We start from the raw sequence: 21130 nt of genomic DNA, 5'->3' as shown, positions 1-21130 counted from the left end.
TTTGCCGTGTCGCGGGTTACCACTAGTGAAATGCCCGAACTAACCATCTCCGACGACCTCTACAAGCAACTGGAGACGGCCGCCGACGGCGGGGACATAGAACAGGTGCTCTGGGAGATGGCCGGGATGTATCGGCGACAACAGAACCCGGAATCGGACGACGAGTGAGACGCCGACTCCGCGGTCAACTGGGTCCTCTCCGTCCGGCCGCTTCGTCGCGACGAGTACGCTAAAAGGGAACGGCGAGTTCTCCTCGCGGACCCGCCCGCGGTGCCGAACAGGACGGACTCTGGACAGACTGCCGTGATGCCGGCTCCGATTTCCCGTAGCCGAACTCGTCCGCCGGACGAGACGCCTCTTTCTCTCTCCGACGCACTCACGTCTCGTCGCCGTTCTCCGTCCGTTTTGAACTCGGCGCACCCGACTCTCTGCCGCGTTCCCGACCGAACCGCCAGAAAATCATCTATCTCGTGATTTTATGGTGCTTTGTGTGGTGTGTGGGCTCGTATGTCACACGACTCCGGCGGTACGGCGATACAACGGCTGGGAGCGCGTATCTCCAGACACGTCGAACGGTGGATGCCGAGTCCGTTCCTCTTCGCCATCCTCCTGTCGTACGTGGTGTTCGCGGGCGGACTCGCCCTCGGGAACGGCCCGGTGGAGATGGTAGGCTTCTGGAACGACGGGTTCTGGGCCCTGCTCACCTTCGCGATGCAGATGGTGCTCATCTTGGTGACCGGGTACGCCCTCGCGTACCACCCGTGGGTCCAACGAGGCGTCGCTAGGCTCACGGCGGTGCCGAACGACGGCAAGCAGGCGGTCGTTCTCGTCGGCGTCATCGCCATGGTGGTCGCGTGGGTCCACTGGGGACTCGGACTCATCGTCGGCGCGGTGATGGCCCGCGAGATGGGCCGACAGGCCCACCGGCGCGGACTGGCCGTCCACTACCCCCTCCTGTGCGTCGCGGGGTATATGGGGATGGGTCTCACGTGGCACTGGGGCCTCGCGGCGTCGGCACCGCTTCTGATGAACACCCCGGACAACGTCTTCCTCCAACAGGGCGTCGTGGACGGTCTCGTCCCGGTCTCACAGACGATCCTCCACCCCTACACGCTGACGCTGACGGTGCTCGGCATCGTCTACGGGGCGGCCATGCTCTATCTGCTCGCACCGCCCGCGGACGACGTCTCCGACATCACGGAGTACGTGCCCGAGAGCCGACTCGGGGAACCGCGGACCGCGGAGGACGGCGGCGGAATCGAGCGAGACGAAGGTGGCGCGGCGACGGCCGCGGACGACGACGACCCGGTGTACGCGGAAGACCCCGAAACCGCGGCGGAGTCACCCGGGGCGGACACGCCCGGCGAACGGATCAACCGGAGTTCCCTTCTCGGCGGCCTCATCGGGCTCGGCGGAGTGCTCTATGTCGGGTCGGTGTTCCTCACGCAGGGACTCGACGCGCTCAGCCTCGATACGATGAACTTCGCCTTCCTGTTCCTCGGCATCCTCCTGTACACCGCGCCTAAGCGGTACCAAGAGGAGTTCTACGACGCCGTCACCTCGACCGGCGGCATCATCCTCCAGTTCCCCTTCTACGCGGGCATAATGGGGATGATGAACTCCTCGGGCCTCTCGACGGTTCTGGCGGAGACGCTCGTCTCCGTTTCGACGCCGGAGACGTTCCCCGCAGTGGCGTGGATAACCGCGGGTATCGTCAACGTCTTCGTGCCGTCCGGCGGCGGCGAGTGGACCGTCATCGGTCCGACCGTCTTGAACGCCGCGCAGGAACTCGGGATTCCGATCGGGCAGGCAACGGTGGCCTACGCCGTCGGCGACGCTCACACGAACCTGTTCCAGCCGTTCTGGGCGCTCCCGCTCCTCGGCATCACCGGGATGCGCGCGCGAGACATGTTCGGCTACGCGGTGACGATGCTCCTCCTCCTCGTTCCCTTCTTGGCTCTCGGTCTGACGCTCATCCCGTACTGAAGCGTCCCTCTCCCTTCTCGGGTTCTCGGTTGTCGCGCTCCTTCTTTCCGACGCGAATCGGCGCTTCAGAGGCGGACTGGCGCGGGATTACCTCACTCTCGCAGTTCGGACACGTCGAACACCGGCTTGCACGTCCCGCCGGCGACGAACGTCTCGAACGCCTCGTCGGCGTCCAGAAGCGAGAAGCGGTCGTCGAGGAACGTCTCGCAGTCCACGTCGCCGGAGGCCTCGCCTACCTCGACGACGCGCCCCGAGTACTCGTGGCCGATGACGTTCGGGAGATTCATCCGCTCGAAGGCCGACTCGAACTCGTAGATTCTGGCGTCGCTCCCGCACAGTCCCGCGTACTCGACTTCGATAAGCGCCTCGTCGGCGTCGGGTTCGGGCGTCGGCCGTTCGACCAACTCCATCGAGCCGTGACTCCGACTCGTCTTGGCAAGTCAACGCGTGGTACCGATTCCCCCACCGACGGGTGTAACTCTGCGGGAGGGAAAACGCCCGTATCTGGGGTCATAGAGCCTCTTTACGCCGCGTTCGTCCGCTCACGTCGCACCGCGTCCGGCTCCGTTTACTCACGTCGCACCGCGTCTCCTCGGGGCGTCTCGTCCGGTCGCCGCCCCCTCGATTCCTTCGACCGATGCGCACGGCCGTCGAACTTAATGCCCGCTCCCGATGTCACTCGGTATGGCTCCCCGGTATCGGTGGTTCGTCGCAGGCCTCGCGACGGTACTCGCGTACTTCCAGTTCGGTACCGGCCTCCACAGGAAGGCGGTCCGTCGGTGGGACGAGCAGATATACTACAACGTCGCTCAGAACGTCCTCGACGGTCACTGGTTGCTTCCGCAGTTCACGCTCGAATCGCACCCGCTCACCGTCCCCACGCCGTTCCTCCACAAACCGCCGCTGGCGTACTGGCTTCAGGCCGGGGCGATGTCCGCGTTCGGTGTCTCGCCGGCGTCGGCGCGACTCCCGTCACTCCTCGCGGCGGCGGGCACGGTCGGCGTCGCGGTTCTGTTGGCGATTCGACTCAGAGGCCCGCCCGCCGGCGGCTTCACCGCGGCCGTGCTGTTGCTCTCCCCGGCGTACCTGATGACGCACGGCGCGACGGATATCGGGACCGACGCGTTGCTCGTCTTCTTCGGAATCGCGTCGATATACGCGCTGGTCGTCGCGGTCGAGACGTCCGCCGCGCGGTGGCAGTTGCTCGCCGGCGGACTGTTCGGCCTCGCGACCCTCTCGAAGGGCATCGCCGCGGCGCCGTTCGCGCTGTTCGCCCTCCCGTTCGTCGTCCGGCACCGCGACGACCTCGGGTGGGCCGGCGTCGGGCGCGTCGTCGGCGCGGGCACCCTCGTCGTGGTCCCGTGGTTCGCCGCCGTCGCGGCACTCGCCCCGGAGGAACTCCTCGGGCAGATGTTCCTCCAACAGGTCGCCGACCGGGCGACCGGCGCGCGGTTCGTCGCGTACGACTCCACGACGTTCGAGTTCATGCACTACCCCTACCTCCGGGAGGCGCCGTCCTACCTCGGCGTCGCGTGGACGCTGTTACCCGTCGCCGCGACGGTGTCGGTCGTCGAATCCGTCCTGACCCGCCGTCTCGACGACGTCGACGTCCTCTGTTGGCCGTTGCTCCTCGGGACGGTCGGCCTGTACGCCGCGACCGGTAACCACCTCTGGTACCTCCTTCCGGTCGTCGTCCCCGGTGCCGTCTTGGTCGGGCGGGCCGCCTCCGCAATCGTGACTGCGGTCGCCGACGCCGTCGTTACGTACGCCGCACTCCGACGCGAGGACGCGGACGTCTGAGTCGGCTTCCAACTCCGCGTCTCGCCGTCCGTCACCGAGTCGTACGCTCGAAACGCTACGAGTAGAGGCAGTTAATCGTCAGCCGACTGACGACACCGTTCGGCGGGTGACCGTCTCCGCGGTCGAACCGTTCCGCCTACTCCGTCGCGTCCGAGGGCGTCAAGTCGGGCAGGCCCGCTTCGATCTCCTCCCGGCGGTCCTCCAACCACTCGGGGAGGACGAGTCGTTCGCCGAGTTCCTCCGGGTCCTCGTCCACCGTGTAGCCGGGTTCCTTCGTGGCAAACTCGAAGAGGACGCCGCCGTCGGTGCGGGCGTAGACGGACTCGAACCACTTCCGGTCGATTATCTCCGTCGGCCGGAGGCCGCGGTCCTGCAGTACCTCGCGCCACTCGGCCTGTTCCGCCTCGGTCACCTGAAACGCCACGTGGTGGACGGTGCCCGCGCCGGGGCGTCCGCGCCGGCCCTGCGGGTCTTCGAGGATATCGACGACGTAGCCCAGTTCCCCGTCGGCCTCGTAGCGGGTTCGGTCGTGGTCGCTCTCCGTCTCCTCGAACCCCATCGTCCCGAGGAGGCCCGGCATCCCTCCGGCGGTGTCCAGAGAGAGCGTCACGCCGAAGAAGCCGCGAATCGCGTGTTCCGCGGGCACCGGTCCGTCCGGCGGGTTCCCCTCGGGGGCGTCGTCGCGCGCCACGAGTTCGAGCGGGAGGCCGTCGGGGTCCGAGAACGGAATCACCGTGTCGCCGAACCGTTCCCGCGGTTCGTCCGCCTCGACGCCCTCCGCCTCGAAGCGGTCCGTCCAGTACTCGACGGACGCCGCGGGAATCAGAAACTGCGTCGCACTCGCCTGTCCCGTTCCGACTTGCCCCTCCCGGGCGTTCTGGTAGGGGAAGAACGTCATGCTCGTGCCGGGCGACCCCTCGTCGTCGCCGTAGAACAGGTGGTAGACGGACACGTCGTCCTGGTTCACGCTCTGCTTGACCAACCGCAGTCCGAGCGTCTCCGTGTAGAACCGGAGGTTCCGCCCGGGGTCGCTGGCGATGGCCGTGACGTGGTGGATTCCGGGGATGTCGGATGGCATACCGTCTAGGTACGCGGAGGCGCGGAATAGAATCTGGGGCAGGTTCCCGCTCACAGTCCGAGGACGTCGCGCGCCTGCGACGGCGTCGCCACCTCCCGGCCGAGTTCCTCGGCGACGCGGACGGTTCGCTCGACGAGTTGCGCGTTGCTCTCCGCGAGTTCGCCGCGGCGGTAGTAGACGTTGTCCTCCAGTCCGACGCGGACGTGCCCGCCGAACACGACGCCCATCGCCGCGAACGGCAGCTGGTGCGGGCCGAACCCGAGCGTGTTGAACTGCGCGCCGTCCGGGAGGTTGTCGATTGCGTTCAGGAAGTTCCGCGGGCGCGGACGCGTGAGCGTTCCGCCGCCGAAGATGAGCGTCGCGTACACCGGGTCCGCGAGCTCTCGCCGTTCTAAGAGGCCGTACACCTCGTTGAGGTGGCCGTCGTTGAACACCTCCAGTTCGGGTTTGATTCCTCTCTCCCGCATCTCCTCGTGGAGCGAATCGACGAGCGCCCGCGTGTTCTCGCTGGTCAGGTGGTCGTAGCGGTTCAGCGGCCCCATGTCGAGCGACGCCATCTCCGGCGGCGGGTCCGTCCGGAGGGGGAGGTGTCTGTCCTCGTCCGGCGCGCCCGTTCCGCCCGTCGAGTGCTGGATAATCACGTCGTCGGCGTACCGCCGCACCGCGTCGTCTATCTCCTGAAAGCGCTCGGTGGCGAACGACCGCTCCCCGTTGGGCGTCCGGGCGTGGAGGTGGACCACCGCCGCGCCCGCCGCCTCCGCCGCCGCGGCGGCCTTCCCTATCTCCTCGGGCGTCTCCGGGAGGTTCGAGTTCGCCTCCTTCCCGTGGACGCCGCCCGTCAACGCCGCGGTGACGACGACGGGTTCGCCCGCGAGGTACGACTCGTACGTCACGACTCGTCCTCCGCCTCGTGCGCGCGGAATATCTCGCAGTGCTCGGCGTGGTTCAGCCCGTAGCGGTCGTTGCAGATGTCGGCGCGCATCGGTTGGACGAACCGCCCGGCGGCGGTGCAGTACGCCCGTTCGGCGTCGAATTCCTCGCCGTCCGCCGAACTGCGGTACGCGAGGTAGGGGCAGGTCATAGCCGAGTGTCTCTCCGCGGCGGACTAACGGTTTGCGGGCGTCGCCGTCGCCCGGTGACGCCGCCGTCACCGCCGCGTCCGGCCCGCGCGTCCGGGCGGGACGCTTAATCCGCTCTGCGAGTAGTGTGCCGTGTGGCACCCGCCCTCGAAGACCCTATCAGCATCGCCGGGCTCGACGTTCCGAACCGCCTCTACCGCGCCCCGCTTTTGGAGTGCGCCGGGGAGGGGCCGGACGCGGTGGACGTCCTCCGCGAGGAACTCGAACCCGCGGCGGCGTCGGGCGTCGGCCTCGTCTGTCAGGGCGCGAGTCCCGTCCGCGAGGACACCGGCCACGTCGCGCCGAACATGACGAGTTTCGCCGACCGGGAGTTCGTCCGCGGCCTGCGACCCCTCACGGACGCGATTCACGACCACGGCGCGCGGATACTCGCCCAACTCGACCACGGCGGGATTCGGAGCCTCGAAACGTGGCACGCCGCCTACCGGGAGGAGCGTTCCGCGCCCGAGCAACTCGCCGTCTCGCCGCCTCCGACGCCGCTGAAACTGCTGGACGCGGCGGGGGTTCTCTCCTACGACGCGCGCGTCCTCTCGACCGAGGAGGTGTACGAACTGGCGGCGGACTTCGGCCGGTGCGCCGAACACGCGGTGGCGGCGGGGTACGACGGCGTCCACATCGCGGGCGCGAACATGGGCATCGTCCAGCAGTTCCTCTCGCCGTTCTACAACGCCCGCGACGACGAGTTCGGCGGGAGCCTCGGGGAGCGAGTCCGCTTTCTCGAAGTCGTCCACGAGGAGATTCGAGAGCGAGTTGGCGACGACGTTCCCGTCGTGACCAAGGTGCCCGCCGAGACGGCGTCGCCGCCGTTCGTCCGGTCCCGCCTCTCCGTCGCGGACGGCGTCCGAATCGCCCGGCGACTGGAGGCCGTCGGCTTCGACGCCCTCGTGCCCGTCGAAGTCTCCGTCTTCTGGGACATGAGCCTGATTCGCGGCGAGTACCCCGAACGCGCGTGGTCGGACGCGCAGTTCCGCGAGGGCTACCGGGAGGCGTTCGGCGGGCGGATCCGACCGCGACTCGTCGCCCTCGCGCACAGACTCCACGCCCGGAGCCAGTCGTTCGACCCCGCGTGGAACGACTCGTTCTGCGCCCGCGTGAAGGAGGCAGTCTCCGTCCCGGTTCTGGCGGAGGGCGGCATCCGGCGGCGGACGCAGATGGACCGCCTCCTCGCTACGGGGCGGTGCGACATGGTGGGGATGGGCCGCCCGTTCTACGCGGAACCTCGCATCGCCGCGCGGTTCCTCCGACCCGAGGGAGACGAGACCGACGCGGCGGGCCGAAGTCGGGAGGGCGACGCGGAAGCGACGTGCGAGAACTGCAACAACTGCACCGTCCCGCAGGTGACGGGCGCGCCCGGCGTCTGTCGGACGCCGAGCGTTCTGAAGGAGACGGGGAAACTCCGCAAGGAAGGCGCTTACGAGAGCGCGGAGACGGACGACCGAGGAGCGTAACCGGCGAAAAGAGCGGGGGTGATCGAGCAACCGGGCGCTCGGCTCTAATTCTGGGTCTGGGTCTGCGTCTGGGTCTGCGTCTGCGTTTGACCCTCGCTCTGATTCTGGTCGTCCCACCAGGCGTCCTCTTGGAGGATTTCGTTCTCCTCCTCCTCGTTGACTTCGCTGAAGTTGACCACTTGGAGCTGCTCGTTGTCGCCGAAGGGAGCCCACTCGCGACTCATCTCCCAGACGGAGGGTTGGTTGACGTCGTCCTCGTCCGGGATGAAGCCGAGGTTCGGGTCGTACTCCTGCAGTTGCTCGGACGCGTCTTGGGAGACGAACAGCGTATCGACCTGTCCGTTGTGGAGCCACCGTATCTGGTAGGTGTTGTACTCGGACCACGCGCTGTCGCGGATGTCGGCCCAGTTCGGCACCCACTCCATGACGCCCGAGACGAACGTGAACCGGGCGGCCGGTTGGAAGTCGTCCTCGAAGATGAGCGCCTTGTACCCCTCGTCGGTGAAGCCGTCGTCGTCCTGGGTGCCGGTTCCCCCCTGCTGCGTCCCGGTACCCTCTTGGGCGGCGACGGACCCCGACGAGACGAGGCCGAGCGCCACGGCACCCGAGGCGGCGGCTCCCTTTTGCATGAACGTGCGGCGCGACTGGTCGTTCGACAGGTAGTTGTCAGTCATCGGTATCACTTCCCCGAGGGAACGTCCCCGAGGGTAACGGTAAGATGCTCCTTGGAGGAAAGAGAAGACGGCAGACTTTCGCAAGCGTTCTCGCGCCGCCTCTCGGCGTCGAGTCGCGCGGACGAACCGAGACGCCCTCGCACCGTCCCGGAAATCCGCGCCGCCGTCCTCGCTCGTCGCCTCCGAACCGGATGTGTTCGATGCCTGTTTTGGCCACCGTCAACGTACTCTGGTATCGAACGCGTACATTGGCGAATTGGTGAAATTAGCGGTGTCGGGGGCTGAAACGCCATATTCTGGGATGTCCGCCCAATTTCTTATCCGCGTCGTCTCCGATACGGCGTACGCATGAGTACAGATGACGCTCAGCCGTCGGACCGCATCGAGGAGACGACGACGTGGCCGGAACTCGCCGTCGGGTTGTACGACCGGCTCACCGGTCGCGGCGCGCAGATAACGTACGAGTTCGAGGACATGTCCGTGGACGTTCCGAGCGAGACCGGCGACGACGCTGAGTACGCCCACTGGGAACTCGACGGGACGATCAAAATCCGCACCTCCGAGCCGAACGACTAATCGGGATGTCCGACGCATCGGACGTCCTCCGCGTCGAAGCGGACCTGACGCTCACCGTCGAGGGCGAGACGGCCGCGGTGTCCACGGGGCCGTTCGGCGACGTGTACGTGGACGCCCCGTCGCTCGCGTCGGCGCTCCGAATCGCGCGCCGCGTCGGCGACCTCCCGCCGCCACTCGACCACTCGGGGAACAGGTTGGCGGACGCGGGCGTCACCGTCGTCGTCCGCGTCCGCCGGGCGATAGTCGCCCGCATCGGCGCGGGCGTCGAGAGCGGCCGCCTCGAACGACTCGCGGGCGAGGAGCGGACTCGAATCTACGTCGACGGCGTGCTGACGGCCGCCGTCCGCGAACTGCGCGGCGTCCGGTAATCTCTGTTTCTCGAAAAATCCGTCGGCGCTCAGCGGAAGTCCTCGACGAACCGGTTCGGCACGTACGCCAACACGCCCGCCGGAAGCGCAGCGACGATGCGTTCGGCTGCCGTCACCATCGGCTTCCGGAGGACGACGTACGCCGCGGAGATGCCGAGGGCGACGAGGACGCCCGTCTGGACGTAGCCGTCGAACGCGTACAGCGTCGGCGCGGCGAACAGGACGGCGGCGGCCAAGTCCTCCGGCGCGCCGTCGTAGCGGATCCACCGCCGCGGCGGAATCCACCGGCCGTGGTAGTGGCTGTAGACGGCGCGGTCGGACGTGCCGAGCCACGGCTTGAGTTCGAGTCCGCCGCCGAGGGCGTCCATCGCCGAGTGAAGCGCCGCCGCGGCGAAGAACAGCGCCACCGACAGCGTCAGCGTCGTCGGAACGAGGAGGGCGACGGCGAGTGCCGGCGCCGCGAGCATGCTGAAGTACACCGGAAAGTGCAGCGTCTTTCGGTGCGCGACGTACAGGTCGAAGTCGGGGAACACGCCGCCCAGCGCCGCGGCTACGACCGGTATCGGAACCGTCCCCGCCGCGGTTTCCGGGAAGAACGCGGCGAAGACGACGGCGAGCACGACCCCTGCGAGGGCGTGCGTTGTTGCCATCATCGCCGTCACGTAGGGGAAACGAGGGAAAAACCCTGTCGTGTCACTAGTTAGCACGCTGACACCATAGCCGTTTATCCCACTTCGCTCGTACGGTGAGTCATGAACGCTCGGCGACGGTCCCTCCCCGCCCGCCACGCCGTTCGCGCGATGCAGGTCGCCATCGTCGGCATCTTCGTCGCCGGCGTCCTCGCACGCAACGTCAGCGTCGCCGTCAACGGCGTGTTCGGCCTCGCGGTGACGCTCCTCCCCTCCGTCCTGAGCCGAGACTGGGGCATCCGCCTCTCGCCCGGCCTGACGCTGTGGATAACGCTCGCGGTCTTCCTCCACGCGGTGGGGATGTTGGGCCTCTACGACGGCGTGGGGTGGTACGACCACGTGACGCACACGCTCTCTGCGACCATCGTCGCGGGCGTCGGATACGCCACCGCGCGCTCGGTGGACCGGTACAGCGACGCCGTCCACCTTCCCCGGCGGTTCATGTTCGTGTTCATCGTCACGTTCACCCTCGCGTTCGGCGTCTTCTGGGAGGTGCTGGAGTTCTTCGCCCGCCTCGCCGCCGACGCCGTCGGGATGGAGGCGGTTCTCGTCCAGTACGGGTTGGACGACACCATCGTGGACCTCCTCTTCGACACGGTGGGCGCGGTTCTCGTCGGCCTGTTCGGCACGGAGACGCTCGCTGCGGTGGTGGACAGCGCCCACCAGCGAATCGAGGAGGCCCGCGCGGGCTGACCCCGCGACGCCGTTCAAGCTTTTACCCTCCGCGGTCGTCAGGTACTCCCATGAGGTTCGTTATCGTCGGGTACGGTCGAGTCGGCGCCCGCACCGCCCGAGTGTTGAACGAGGAGGGACACGACGTAGTCGTCATAGAGAACAACGAGACGAAGATCGAACGCGCCCGGGAGGCCGGCTTCGAAGTCGTCGAGGGCGACGGGAGCAACGAATCCGTCCTCCGACGCGCGGGCATCGAGGACGCCACCGCCGTCGGCGGACTCACCGGCGACCCCAACGTCAACTTCGCGGCGTGCATGGTCGGCGCGGAGTTCGGGTGTCGGACCGTGATGCGAATCAGCGAGGACTACCGGCAGGAGATATACGAGCAGTACGCCGACGACGTGGACGACGTCGTCTACCCCGAACGACTCGGCGCGGCGGGCGCGAAGACGGCCCTCCTCGGCGGCAACTTCAACGCCATCGGCGACCTGACGGAGCAACTCCGCCTCTCGACGGTGACGATACCCGAGGACTCCCCCGTCGTCGGAGAGAAAGTCGCGGACGTCGACCTCGGAGAGGACGGCATCGTCTACGCTCACGGACGCGCGCGGGAGGCGATGACGATTCCGCTCCCGGGCACGAAAATCGAGGCGGGCGACCAACTCGCACTCGTGACGGAACGGGACGCCCTAGATGGCGTTCGAACGGCGTTGCTGGGCGGGTGAGGACTTCTCGACGGGAGTAACGGGGGAACGGGAGCGATGACGGCGCCGTGGGGGGGAGAGTGCGCCGCCCGCCGCGGCATCGGGAGGTGCCGCGGCGGTGGGTGTGCCGGGCGCGCGTCGGGAGGATGGGAACTGAGGCCGTCGTGCGCGCCCGAAAAAGTATCGGCAACGACCCGCCTTAAATCCGTGTCAGACGGACGAGTGCCCCGCGTCTTCTGCGACAAACTACATCCGCGCGCCGGCCCCATTGCGACCGTGCACGGAACCGGACCCCCGTTGGCGACGCCCTTCGAGGAGGACGGAACGCTCGACGAACGCGCACTCCGCGAACTCGTCCGCTGGGTGGAGGCCCGCGGCGTCGATTTCATCGCCCCCTGCGGGTCGAGTAGCGAGGCGGAGTTCATGTCCGCCGAGGAACGCGCCCGCGTGATAGAGATCGTCGTCTCGGAGTCTGACGTGCCGGTTCTCGCGGGCACGGGCCACCCCGGCTACGAGGAGACGGTGCGGGCCACCGCAGACGCCGCGGCGGCGGGCGCGGACGCTGCCCTCGTCGTCACGCCGTTCTACTACCCCCACGACGAGGACGAACTCGAAGCGTACTACCGCGACGTGGCGGACGAGGCGGACATCCCCGTCTACCTCTACAGCGTTCCGACGCACACGGGCGTAGCGCTCTCGCCCGAACTCGTCGGACGCCTCGCCTCATACCCGAACATCGCGGGCATGAAAGACTCGAGCGGCGACATCGACCGGTTCATCCGCGAACGCCGCGCGACGCGCGACGACGACTTCGACCTGTTGGTCGGGGCCGGCGGCGTCTTCGCACAGGCCCTCGGCGCGGGCGCGGACGGGGGCGTCCTTGGCCTCGCCAACGTCGCCCCCGAGGCGGCCGTCGAGGTGTACGAGAGACACCGCGACGGCGACGAGAAGGTGGCCCGTCGACTGAACGCGTCGCTCGTCGATCTGAACCGCGCCGTCACCGACCGGTTCGGCGTCCCCGGGTTGAAGGCCGCGATGCGGGCGCGCGGCGCGCCCGCCGGAACCGTCAGAAGGCCGCTCCGACCGGTGTCCGAGGACGTTCGGTCGCACCTCGAAGAACTCGCCGTCGCCGCCGGGCGAGACGCGGACGACTGAGCGTCCGGGTCACGCGCAGTCGAGTTCGGCGGCGTCCGCGTCGCTCTCTCCGCCCTCTTCTCCGCTCTCTCCGCCGCTCTCGTCTCCACCCTCGTCTCCCGCCGACGCCGCCACCGCCGTCGCCCGCGTCGCCGTCGCCTTCCACGACGCGACGACGCCCGCGCCGGGTTCGAGTCCGAGTCGGTCGGCGCTGTCGGCGGTGACGAGCGCCCGCAACGGTTCCTCGAACCCGACGTCCACCGCGACGCGGACGACGGCGTCGCCGCGTTCGAGGGCCGTCACCGACCCGTCGAGGCGGTTCCGCGCGCTGGTCGAGTCGGGCGCGGGCGAGTCGCCCGGCGCGTGGAGGGTGACGGCGTCGGCTCTGACGCTCACTTGGACCCGTCGCCCCGGTTCGCGCGCCGCTTTCTCGCCCAGCGTTCGGACCGGTCCCGCCGCCGTCTCCACGTCGCACAGTTCGCCCTCGACGCCGGCGACGGTACCGGGCGTCACCGTCTCGGGGACGCCCGCGGTGCCGGAGAGGGCGGCGTGGAGTCGGTCGAACCGCGCCAACAGTTCGCGTCCGGTCGCGGTGAGTTCGCTGCCGCCGCCGTCGGACCCGCCGCGGCGGCGTTCGACCAGCGACCCCAACGCGCCTTCGAGTTCGCGGAGTCGCGCGAGACACCGGGGGCGCGAACGGCCGAGCGAGGAGGCGGCACCGCTGACGGACCCCGTCTCGGCGACGGCGCGCAGGAGGGCGGCGTCGTCGTCGTCGAAGCTGACGCCGTCCGCGTCGAGGTACGCCTCGAACCAGTCGTCCACCATACGCGGTCGGACGCGCCCCGGCGGTAAAAATCGGTACGCGAGTCAGACGCTCAGTAGACGAGTTCGCCCGCGACGAACTTCCGGGTTCGCTCGTCGTCGGGCGACTCGAAGACGCGGTCGGTCGGCCCGCACTCGACTATCGACCCGTCGAGGAGTACCGCGGTGCGGTCGGACACGCGCCGGGCTTGCTGCATGTCGTGCGTCGCGATGGCGACGCCGATACCGCGCTCTCTGGCCGCCTCGACGGCTTCCTCGACGAGCGCGGTGTTCCGCGGGTCGAGGTTCGACGTGGGTTCGTCCAAGAGTAGCACGTCCGGGTCGGGCGCGAGGGCGCGCGCGATGGCGACGCGTTGGGCCTCGCCGCCGGAGAGCGACGCGGCGCGCCTCCCGGCTTTGTCGGCCATCCCGACGGTCGAGAGCGCTTCTCTCGCGGCCGTCGGCGTCGTTTCGAATCCGAGGGCGCGCCGCGCCGCCGTCCGGAGGCGGTCGGTCCACGATTCGCGCACGCGCAGGCCGTAAGCGGCGTTCTCGGCGGCGGTCGTCGAAAAGAGGCTCCGCACCTGAAACACCATGCCGACGCGGCGGCGGACGGCCAACCGGTCGGCCTCCGAGAGCGACCACACGTCGGTTCCGTCGGCGCTGACGACGCCCTCGTCCGGCGGGTGAAAGCACGCCAACAGTCGGAGCAGCGTCGTCTTCCCCGTCCCCGACGGGCCGACGACCGCCAGCACTTCGCCGGGTTCGACCGTCAGGTCCACCGACTCGAACACCGGTCCCTCGCCGAACCCGTGGGTCACGCCCTCGGCCGCGAGGCGCGTTCCGCCGCGTTCGGCGGCGTGCTCGCCGTTTCGGCGCGTGCGGTCGGATTTCCGGGCCGTCCGCGCGGCGTCGGTCATCGCTCACCTCCGCCGCTTCCGGCGGGCCCGCGCGACTGTCGCCCCTGCGACGCCGCCCCGCCGGACGTCCGGTCGCGGAACCGCGCGCCGAGTGCGTTCACGCCGAGGACGAGAGCGAGCAGTATCGCGCCGAGTGCGATGCCCGTCTCGATGTTACCCTTCCGGGCTTCGACGGTGATGGCCGTCGTCAGCGTCCGCGTGAACGACGTCTGGTCGGAGAAGACGATGTTGCCGCCGACGATGAGCACCGACCCCACCTCGCTGATGGCGCGCCCGTACCCCGCGAGGACGGCGGTGACGATGCCGTATCTGGCCTCGCTGAGGACCGCCAGTCCAACGTCCGCCTTCGTCCCGCCGGCGGCGAAGGCTGCGTCGCGCAGGTCCGCGGAGACGCCTTCGACGGCGGAGAGCGACACGCTGAGGACGACGGGCGTCGCGAGGATGGTCTGAGAGATGATCATCGCCTGCGGGGTGAACAGCAGTCCGAAGTCGCCGAGGGGGCCGGAGTTCGAGAGGGCCAACAGGACCACCAACCCGACGACGACGCTCGGAAAGCCCATCCCCGTCGAGATGAGCGAGGTGAGAAGCGACTTCCCGCGGAAGTCGCCGAACGCGACGGCGACGGCCGCGGGGAGGCTGACGGCGGTGCTGACGAGGACGGCCGCGGTGCTGACGTACAGGGAGACGAGCGTGATGCTGACGAGGTACTGCACGTTCAACTCGCCCAACGCGCCGCCGAGGAACACGGGTATCTCTCCCTCCCGGTCGGACTAAAAGTCCTCGGGGACGCGCCGGTCCACCCACGATTTGAACGCGATATCCTCCTTCGAGGGGTTCGACCCGTCCCATCCTTCGGGCACGTACTGCGCGAAGTTCGGCTCCTTCGAGAGGGCGTTCGGGAAGAACAACTGCGACCCGTTGGCGGTGTAGCCGTCTATCAGGTTCTGTCCCTGTGGCCCCGTGAGGAAGCCGACGTACGCCATCGCGAGTTGGTAGTTCACGTCGCCGTACGTCGCGGGGTTCACCGGGATGACGCCGTAGGGGTTCTTGAGGATGGTCGGCCCGTCCTTCAGGGGTCCCTGCACGTGGATAGCGAGGTTCACCTCCTTTTTCATCGAGAGGTACGTCCCCCGGTCTGCGAGGGTGTACGCGCCGGACTGACTCGCCTGCACCAGCGTGTCTCCCATCCCCTTTCCTATCTCGCGGTACCACGTGCCCGACGGTTCGACGCCGGACTCCGCCCAGATGGTCAGTTCCTTCTTGTTCGTCCCGGAGTCGTCGCCGCGGGAGACGAACGTCGATTGCGTCTCCGCGATGGTGGCGAACGCCTCCGTCGCCGAGGACGTGCCGTTGATTCCCGCGGGGTCGTCCCTCGGGCCGACGATGACGAAGTCGTTGAACATCACGTCCCGGCGGTTGACGCCGAACCCGTCCCGCAGGAACGTGTCCTCCGCGCCCCGGGCGTGGACGAGGATGACGTCCGCGTCGCCGTTGCGCGCCGTCTCGATGGCCGCGCCCGTCCCCTGCGGTATCGTCTTGACGGTCGCGCCGAATCGCTCCTCGAACGCCGCGTTCAACTCGCCGAGAAGCCCCGTGTCGTACGTGCTGGTCGTCGTCGCCAGCGTCAACTGCATGTCGTCGGACCCGCCGCCGGACCCCTCACTCTCGACTTGCTCCCGCGTTCCGGCGTCCCCCTGTGTCGCCGTCGAACCGCCCTCCTCGCCCGCGCATCCGCTGAGGCCGAGGACCGTTCCGACGCCCGCCGCCTGGAGGAACCGCCGCCGTTGTATCGACATGGGAACAACGATGGGTGCGCTCGAAATAAAGGTACTCCTCGGTACGTAACCGCCGGTGGTTACTACTTTCCCCTCTTTTCCCGGTCGTAGTTACCGAAAACGTTCAAGTTCGTTCTCGACCACCGACTCGCCGATGGCCCTCGCCGACGTTCGCGCCGGGCGTTCGCTCCGCCTCGACGCCGGGGAAGTGGCGGGTGCGCTCGGCGACTCGGTGACGGTGCTCCCCCTCGTCGTCGCCCTCGGAGCGCTCACGCCCTTCTCCGTCGCTAGCGTACTGCTTTGGTTCGGCGTCTTCCAACTCGTCTGGGGCCTCGCGTACGGACTTCCGCTCTCGGTGGAACCGATGAAAGCGCTCGTCGGACTCGCCATCGCGGGGACGATAACCGCGGGCGAACTCGTCGCCGCCGGACTGCTGGCGGGCGTCGCCCTCGTCGTCGCCGCCCGCCTCCGCGTCCTCGGCCGAATCGAGTCGCTCGTCGGCGAGGCGGCGGTTCGCGGCGTCCAACTCGCCGTGGCTCTCCTCCTCGCGCGCACCGGCGTCGAACTCGCCGTCGGCGACCCGACGCTGGCCGCCGCGTCCGTCGGCGTCGTCGTCCTCGCCGCAATCGCCGGGCGCGCCCGCCTCTCATCGCTCCTCGTCCTCGGGGGCGGTGCGGTTCTCGCCGCCGTCGCCGCGGGTGGCGTCTCCCCGACGCTCCCGTCCCTCGCCGCGTTTCCGACCGCTCCGACGCCGACGCTCGGCGCGGCGGAGGCGACGGCGGGCCAACTGGCGATGACCGCCGGAAACGCCGCCGTTGCCACCTCTCTGCTCTGTTCGGACCTGTTCGACGCCGACGTGCCGCCGGACCGACTCGCCGGGAGCATGGGCGCGATGTGCCTCGCGGCGGTTCCGTTCGGCGGCCTGCCGATGTGCCACGGAAGCGGCGGACTCGCTGGGAAGCACGCCTTCGGCGCGCGGACCGGCGGCGCGAACGTCGTCCTCGGCGCTCTCTACCTCGCGGCCGCCTGCGTCGCGGGCGTCGTGACCGCCTTCCCCACCGCCGTCCTCGGCGTCCTCCTCGTCCTCGTCGCGTGGCACCTCGGCCGCGCCGCCGCCCGGAGCGACCGTCTGCTCCTCGTCGCCGCCGTCGGCGTCGTCGGCCTCCTGACGAACGTCGGCGCGGCGTTCCTCGTCGGCGCGGCAGCGGACCGACTCCTCGACCGGTTCGGGTCGGCGTAAGCGATTCCGACCGACCGAACCGCCCTTCCGTCCGCGGACCGAACGCCGGTCTATGGAATCGTGGACCGCCTTGTTCGACCGTGCGGCGTCGTTCGAACGGACGGCCGACGACGCGCGCGAGGCACTCGACGCGCGCCGGGAGGGCGACGACGACGAGAGTGCGGACGCGGGCCGAACCGCCGACGTCCCCGACCCGGAGGACGTCGAACGGAGTCCCGCCCGCGTCGTCGCCGACGCGGACGTCCTCGCGGCCGACCTGTTCGGCGACGACGATTCGCGCGAGGCGTTGGACGCCCTCCGCCGCCACTCGTGGACGACGCTCGTCGCCAGCGACCCCCTTCTGGACGACGCCCAAGCGGTCGTCGAATCGCTCGGCGACGAATCGCTCGCGGCCGACTGGCGCGAACGGGTCGAACAGGGGCGCGAACCCGTCTCGCACCCGGCGGACGACCACCCCGCCCTCGGGTCGGCGTACCGCGGCGGCGCGATGCACGTCCTCTCGTTCGACGACCGGTTGCTCTCCTCGAAGGCGGGCGCGACGCTCGGCGGTCAGTTCCCGGTGAGCGTCCACCACCCCCGCGCGTTCGCGACGCTGTTCGACGCGGAGAGCCTCCACGAAGAAGTCGTCGGGGGCGACTACCCCGGCCCGGACCGCGACCCGCGGGAGTGAGTCGCCCGCGCCCGGCCGCGCAGACGGACGAGTCTCACTCGTTCGCCGAAATCGAACAGGCGTCGTTCGTGCGGACGGACGGGACGCCGGCCACCGTTTCGAGCGTCATGGCGAACGCGTACGACCGGCAGAGTTTTGGCTTCCACCACTCGTTCGTCTCCCACTCGTCGCCCCGCACTTCGACGCTGTACCACGTTCCGTCGTAGTCGGCGCGGAACACTTCGCTCTCGACGCTCGGCGGCACCGACGCCTCCTCGACTCGGTCGACCACGTTCTCGTCCCAGTCTCTGACGGTCACCGAGACGGTCTGGGCCGTCTCGGTTCGGTTCGTCACGCGGACTGCGAGCGTTCCGCCGGACGACTGCTCGTCCGACGACGCGTCGCCGACGCCGCCCCCGGCCGAACACCCGGCCGAGACGCCGGCGGCGGCGACGCCTATCGACGCCAAAAAGCGCCGTCTAGTCGGTCGTTCCCATCGGTTCGTTCCCATTGGAGTCGTCTCTGACGAGGGGCGTTATCACTTTGTTGAATGGCGATTCGTCGCCTCCGTCGCCTCCTCGACGACCGTGTAGATTCCGTGGGCAAACTGGTTCATCGCGTAGTACGCGAAGACGCACCAGACGAGAAACGCCGGGAGGGCGGACATCCACGGGTCGAACGAGGTGAAGATGAGGGGCGCGACGGCGCTTCCGACCGAGAGGAGGACGAGGCCGACGACCCCGTTGATGGCGGCGTCGGTGGTCGCTGCGTAGCGGGGCATACGAGTACGACGTGCGAGCGAACGGTAATAAATCGAGAGTGTTCCTGCCAGGTGGGTGAGGCGGGGCGGGTCGGACTCCGTGTTCGTTCGACGTGGTTCGCTTCTCAGACTCCCGTTCGGTCGCTCCGCTCCCTCACGGGACCGCCGCCGGACGCTTCGCGCCCGGCGAGACACGCCTCACTAGCGTTCGGCGTACCTACCGTGAGGCGAGCGTAGCGAGTCTCACGAGGTACTCGTCACTCACTTCGTTCGTTCCGAGTACCACTCTCCGAACTTCGCCAACGCCCGCCCGCGGTGCGAGACGGCGTTCTTCTCCTCGGCGTCCATCTCGGCGAACGTCGTCCCGTCGTGTTCGAAGATGGGGTCGTAGCCGAATCCGCCGTCGCCGCGCGGCGGGACGATGCGCCCGCGAACGGTCCCCTCGAATATCCGCACGGGGAGCGGTTCCGTCTCCTCTTCGTCCCGTTCCGCGCCGTGGGCCGCCGCGACGGTTCGGTCGTCCCGGTCTATCGGATCGGGACTCGCCTCGAACTCCTCGCCGTCGCAGTACGCGAGCGTGCACTTGAACGCCGCGCGGCGCGGTTCGTCCAGTTCCCGTTCGGCGAGTCGGTACACCGCCTCGACGCCCAGCGTCTCCTCGACGTACGAGGAGTACGGGCCGGGAAAGCCCTCGAAGCCGTCGATGAACAGGCCGGCGTCGTCCACGAGGACGGGTTCGCCCGCGTGCCGGTAGGCCTCGCGCGCGCCGTGCGCCGCGATGGGGCCGAGGTCCGAACCCTGCACCTCGGTGTAGTCGTAGTCCAACTGCTCGACTTCGTCGAGGTACTCTAGCGCCTCGCGGACCTTCCCCGGATTCGTCGTGACGTATCGGAGCATCCGCTCGAACGTCGGGCGGGTCGAGAGAAAGAGGCGTCGGTGTCCGCCGTTCAGTCGTCGTCCACGATGACTTCGACGGGGCCGTCGTCGTCCATCGTGGCCACGGTGTCCCCGCCCGAGGAACGCTCCTGCCAGAGGAGTGCGCCCACGACGACCAGCGCGACCCACGACCGCCAGTTGGCGAGGTTCAGGGTGTACCCGATTCCGAACGGCTTCTTCACGAGCATCCCCTTGCCGGGTTGCCAGTACGACGAGAGCATCCGGCCCATGGACGGTCGTTCGAAGTTGTACGGAATTCCGAGGATTTCACCGCTCTGGGGTTTGTCTGCCATACTACACGATTAGGCGGGCGGCTGATAAATCGTTTTGGTGTGCTCTCGGACGGTGCACCCGAGGCCGAGTCGGAATTCGAGAAAGCGCCCACCGGTTTACGACGGGCCGCGCGGGGCGATTACTCGTCGTCGTCCGGCCGGTACGCCTCTCCGACGCTCTCCTGCAACTCGTAGGTCAGCACCCGTTCCGTGAACGTCGCTATCCCGTGGTTGATACCGTCGCTCCACGCCGCCGTCTCGTTGGGCACCCCCGGGAGTCGCTCGTCGTGAAGCGCGCTCACCAACACCGGCCCTCGGTCGACCATCAGCAGTCGCCCGATGTGCGGGGAACCGCTCATGGCGTGGAACCACTCTATCAGGTCGGTGGTGAACACGTCGGCGTTGAACCCGGCGTCCTCGATACGCTCGTAGATGGGTTCGACGACCGTACCGATGTTGATGCTGACCCCTCGTTCCGCGGCCTCTTCGAGGTACGCGAGGAGTTCGTCGCCGAGAAGCGACTCGCCCAACACGATCAGGACGATTTCGCGCTCCGCGTTGTCCACCAGGTCGATGACGCGCTCCGTGACCTGTTCGTGCGTGCTGAGCGCCCAGACGGCCTGTTGGGCCTCCTTGTATATCGGCTCCATCCGGCGGAGCGTCCGCTCCACCGTCTCGAAGTTCGATTCGTACTCCTTCCGAAGCACTCGGACGGCGGTGTCTATCGACACGCTCTGGAACGTCCGCGGTTCCCCCTCCTGCACCTCCACCAACCCCCGTTGCCGGAGGCGGTCCATCGTGCCGTACACACGCGACCGGGGGATATCGGCCACCTGTCCCACCTCTTTGGCCGTCGCGTGCGGGAGTCGCGTGAGCGCGACGAAACACCGCGCTTCGTACTCGGTCAGTCCGAGTTGCTCCAGTGCGTCTACCGCGGCCTCAGCGTCGTCCATGTCGGAGTTCAGTTCACCGACGGGTATGACTTGAAGGGTGTTCCCCGAGGAACAACAGTCCAGTTGTACCTCCAGGAGTGTCAAACGCGCTAACTGCGTGACGGACATATCGGGCTGTAGTCGAGCGGATATCGGCAGATGCGGCAACGTTGGTGACAATAGTAGATGGATGATACAACTCGATCACGCCCCGCTAGCGTACAGTTTTCCGACACCGTCTTCGCACTCCTGAGCAGTCGCCGCCGCCGCCACGTCGTTTCGTTCTTGGCCGACCGGGAGTCTCGAATCTCGCTGTCCGAACTCGCCGCCGAGGTAACGGCGCGAGAACGCACCGAGGAGTCCGACGGCACGGTACCGGAACGCACCGAGAAGTCGGGGGAGACGCCGATGGGACGCACCGAGGAAACCGTCGCGACCCTCCACCACAACCACCTCCCGAGGCTGGCGGACGCGGGAGCCATCACGTACGACGCCGAGGGGAGGACGGTGACCCCGACGCACCTCGAAGAGCTAGCGTCGCTCGTGCGTTCGGCCGACGCAGACGAGTACTGAA

Annotated in this window: 26 protein-coding genes and 1 pseudogene; 12 read left to right on the top strand and 15 right to left on the bottom strand. The window is 68.4% G+C overall.

Annotated features, from left to right (window positions below; genetic code table 11):
• Nucleotides 1-30 precede the first annotated feature (30 nt).
• Nucleotides 31-168: a hypothetical protein gene (locus tag ACZ522_RS09885; protein WP_379692520.1), complete on the top strand. Its 138-nt coding sequence runs from the start codon at nucleotides 31-33 to the stop codon at nucleotides 166-168.
• A gap of 339 nt (nucleotides 169-507) precedes the next feature.
• Entirely contained in the window at nucleotides 508-1986 is a 1479-nt protein-coding gene (locus ACZ522_RS09880) for a short-chain fatty acid transporter (RefSeq protein ID WP_379692521.1), read from the top strand.
• Between the two features lie 227 nt (nucleotides 1987-2213).
• Here the strand turns inward: ACZ522_RS09880 and ACZ522_RS09875 are convergent.
• A pseudogene (locus ACZ522_RS09875) lies at nucleotides 2214-2396 on the bottom strand (alcohol dehydrogenase catalytic domain-containing protein); the annotation flags it as partial.
• A 274-nt stretch (nucleotides 2397-2670) separates the two neighbouring features.
• Here ACZ522_RS09875 and ACZ522_RS09870 point away from each other — a divergent pair.
• A complete protein-coding gene (locus tag ACZ522_RS09870; protein WP_379692523.1) occupies nucleotides 2671-3786 on the top strand; it encodes an ArnT family glycosyltransferase in 1116 nt (371 codons plus the stop codon).
• A gap of 136 nt (nucleotides 3787-3922) precedes the next feature.
• Here ACZ522_RS09870 and ACZ522_RS09865 read toward each other — a convergent pair whose 3' ends face one another.
• The 3 genes from ACZ522_RS09865 to ACZ522_RS09855 are packed head-to-tail and all read right to left on the bottom strand — an operon-like array spanning nucleotide 3923 to nucleotide 5945.
• A complete protein-coding gene (locus ACZ522_RS09865) occupies nucleotides 3923-4864 on the bottom strand; it encodes a VOC family protein (RefSeq protein WP_379692524.1) in 942 nt (313 codons plus the stop codon).
• Between the two features lie 50 nt (nucleotides 4865-4914).
• Nucleotides 4915-5757, bottom strand: a complete 843-nt coding sequence (locus ACZ522_RS09860) for a beta-keto acid cleavage family enzyme (RefSeq protein WP_379692525.1) — start codon at nucleotides 5755-5757, stop codon at nucleotides 4915-4917.
• Nucleotides 5754-5945, bottom strand: coding sequence for a hypothetical protein (locus ACZ522_RS09855; RefSeq protein WP_379692526.1), 192 nt, complete (start codon nucleotides 5943-5945; stop codon nucleotides 5754-5756). Before ACZ522_RS09855 ends, ACZ522_RS09860 begins: the two co-directional genes overlap by 4 nt.
• A gap of 132 nt (nucleotides 5946-6077) precedes the next feature.
• On the opposite strand from ACZ522_RS09855, the gene ACZ522_RS09850 reads away from it, so the two are divergent.
• Nucleotides 6078-7451, top strand: coding sequence for an oxidoreductase (locus ACZ522_RS09850; RefSeq protein ID WP_379692527.1), 1374 nt, complete (start codon nucleotides 6078-6080; stop codon nucleotides 7449-7451).
• A 44-nt stretch (nucleotides 7452-7495) separates the two neighbouring features.
• On the opposite strand, the gene ACZ522_RS09845 is transcribed toward ACZ522_RS09850, so the two are convergent.
• Nucleotides 7496-8125 carry a twin-arginine translocation signal domain-containing protein gene (locus ACZ522_RS09845; protein WP_379692529.1) on the bottom strand — a complete coding sequence of 210 codons (630 nt, stop codon included), beginning with the start codon at nucleotides 8123-8125 and terminating at the stop codon, nucleotides 7496-7498.
• 348 nt (nucleotides 8126-8473) lie between these two features.
• Here ACZ522_RS09845 and ACZ522_RS09840 point away from each other — a divergent pair, with 348 nt between their 5' ends.
• On the top strand, nucleotides 8474-8701 hold the full coding sequence (locus tag ACZ522_RS09840; protein WP_379692531.1) for a hypothetical protein: 228 nt from the start codon (nucleotides 8474-8476) through the stop codon (nucleotides 8699-8701).
• A gap of 5 nt (nucleotides 8702-8706) precedes the next feature.
• Nucleotides 8707-9069, top strand: coding sequence for a hypothetical protein (locus ACZ522_RS09835; protein WP_379692532.1), 363 nt, complete (start codon nucleotides 8707-8709; stop codon nucleotides 9067-9069).
• A 29-nt stretch (nucleotides 9070-9098) separates the two neighbouring features.
• Here ACZ522_RS09835 and ACZ522_RS09830 read toward each other — a convergent pair whose 3' ends face one another.
• Entirely contained in the window at nucleotides 9099-9722 is a 624-nt protein-coding gene (locus ACZ522_RS09830) for a metal-dependent hydrolase (protein ID WP_379692534.1), read from the bottom strand.
• 99 nt (nucleotides 9723-9821) lie between these two features.
• Here ACZ522_RS09830 and ACZ522_RS09825 point away from each other — a divergent pair, with 99 nt between their 5' ends.
• The 3 genes from ACZ522_RS09825 (at nucleotide 9822) to ACZ522_RS09815 (ending at nucleotide 12292) form a co-directional block, all read left to right on the top strand.
• Nucleotides 9822-10451: a DUF2238 domain-containing protein gene (locus ACZ522_RS09825; RefSeq protein WP_379692535.1), complete on the top strand. Its 630-nt coding sequence runs from the start codon at nucleotides 9822-9824 to the stop codon at nucleotides 10449-10451.
• 50 nt (nucleotides 10452-10501) lie between these two features.
• A complete protein-coding gene (locus ACZ522_RS09820; protein ID WP_379692537.1) occupies nucleotides 10502-11158 on the top strand; it encodes a potassium channel family protein in 657 nt (218 codons plus the stop codon).
• Nucleotides 11159-11413: 255 nt separating this feature from the next.
• Nucleotides 11414-12292 (top strand): dihydrodipicolinate synthase family protein, encoded by an 879-nt coding sequence (locus ACZ522_RS09815; RefSeq protein WP_379692539.1) that lies wholly within the window; start codon nucleotides 11414-11416, stop codon nucleotides 12290-12292.
• Nucleotides 12293-12301: 9 nt separating this feature from the next.
• Here ACZ522_RS09815 and ACZ522_RS09810 read toward each other — a convergent pair whose 3' ends face one another.
• The 4 genes from ACZ522_RS09810 to ACZ522_RS09795 are packed head-to-tail and all read right to left on the bottom strand — an operon-like array spanning nucleotide 12302 to nucleotide 15788.
• Nucleotides 12302-13093, bottom strand: a complete 792-nt coding sequence (locus ACZ522_RS09810) for a TOBE domain-containing protein (RefSeq protein WP_379694512.1) — start codon at nucleotides 13091-13093, stop codon at nucleotides 12302-12304.
• 53 nt (nucleotides 13094-13146) lie between these two features.
• Complete coding sequence (locus ACZ522_RS09805; RefSeq protein WP_379692540.1) at nucleotides 13147-13992, bottom strand: amino acid ABC transporter ATP-binding protein; 846 nt, start codon at nucleotides 13990-13992, stop codon at nucleotides 13147-13149.
• Nucleotides 13989-14738, bottom strand: a complete 750-nt coding sequence (locus ACZ522_RS09800; protein WP_379692542.1) for an ABC transporter permease — start codon at nucleotides 14736-14738, stop codon at nucleotides 13989-13991. Before ACZ522_RS09800 ends, ACZ522_RS09805 begins: the two co-directional genes overlap by 4 nt.
• Before the next feature lie 24 nt (nucleotides 14739-14762).
• Nucleotides 14763-15788 carry an ABC transporter substrate-binding protein gene (locus ACZ522_RS09795; protein ID WP_379692543.1) on the bottom strand — a complete coding sequence of 342 codons (1026 nt, stop codon included), beginning with the start codon at nucleotides 15786-15788 and terminating at the stop codon, nucleotides 14763-14765.
• 133 nt (nucleotides 15789-15921) lie between these two features.
• Between ACZ522_RS09795 and ACZ522_RS09790 the strand changes: the two genes are divergently transcribed.
• Together ACZ522_RS09790 and ACZ522_RS09785 are read left to right on the top strand one after the other, a co-directional pair.
• Entirely contained in the window at nucleotides 15922-17007 is a 1086-nt protein-coding gene (locus ACZ522_RS09790; RefSeq protein WP_379692544.1) for a putative sulfate/molybdate transporter, read from the top strand.
• 52 nt (nucleotides 17008-17059) lie between these two features.
• Nucleotides 17060-17677 carry a DUF7384 family protein gene (locus ACZ522_RS09785; protein ID WP_379692546.1) on the top strand — a complete coding sequence of 206 codons (618 nt, stop codon included), beginning with the start codon at nucleotides 17060-17062 and terminating at the stop codon, nucleotides 17675-17677.
• Between the two features lie 34 nt (nucleotides 17678-17711).
• Here ACZ522_RS09785 and ACZ522_RS09780 read toward each other — a convergent pair whose 3' ends face one another.
• From ACZ522_RS09780 to ACZ522_RS09760, 5 genes are all read right to left on the bottom strand, one after another.
• The gene (locus ACZ522_RS09780) at nucleotides 17712-18167 is read right to left on the bottom strand and encodes a hypothetical protein (protein ID WP_379692547.1); all 456 of its coding nucleotides are present in this window, start codon (nucleotides 18165-18167) and stop codon (nucleotides 17712-17714) included.
• Nucleotides 18168-18194: 27 nt separating this feature from the next.
• Entirely contained in the window at nucleotides 18195-18437 is a 243-nt protein-coding gene (locus ACZ522_RS09775) for a hypothetical protein (RefSeq protein WP_379692548.1), read from the bottom strand.
• 240 nt (nucleotides 18438-18677) lie between these two features.
• Entirely contained in the window at nucleotides 18678-19313 is a 636-nt protein-coding gene (locus ACZ522_RS09770) for a non-canonical purine NTP pyrophosphatase (RefSeq protein ID WP_379692549.1), read from the bottom strand.
• A 50-nt stretch (nucleotides 19314-19363) separates the two neighbouring features.
• On the bottom strand, nucleotides 19364-19645 hold the full coding sequence (locus ACZ522_RS09765) for a DUF5808 domain-containing protein (protein WP_379692551.1): 282 nt from the start codon (nucleotides 19643-19645) through the stop codon (nucleotides 19364-19366).
• A 119-nt stretch (nucleotides 19646-19764) separates the two neighbouring features.
• Nucleotides 19765-20577 (bottom strand): TrmB family transcriptional regulator, encoded by an 813-nt coding sequence (locus ACZ522_RS09760; protein ID WP_379692552.1) that lies wholly within the window; start codon nucleotides 20575-20577, stop codon nucleotides 19765-19767.
• A 165-nt stretch (nucleotides 20578-20742) separates the two neighbouring features.
• Between ACZ522_RS09760 and ACZ522_RS09755 the strand changes: the two genes are divergently transcribed.
• Nucleotides 20743-21129 (top strand): DUF7344 domain-containing protein, encoded by a 387-nt coding sequence (locus ACZ522_RS09755; RefSeq protein ID WP_379692553.1) that lies wholly within the window; start codon nucleotides 20743-20745, stop codon nucleotides 21127-21129.
• Nucleotide 21130: the final 1 nt, after the last annotated feature.

This window comes from Halopelagius fulvigenes (assembly GCF_055398025.1).
This window is presented reverse-complemented; position numbering and strand designations above follow the sequence as displayed.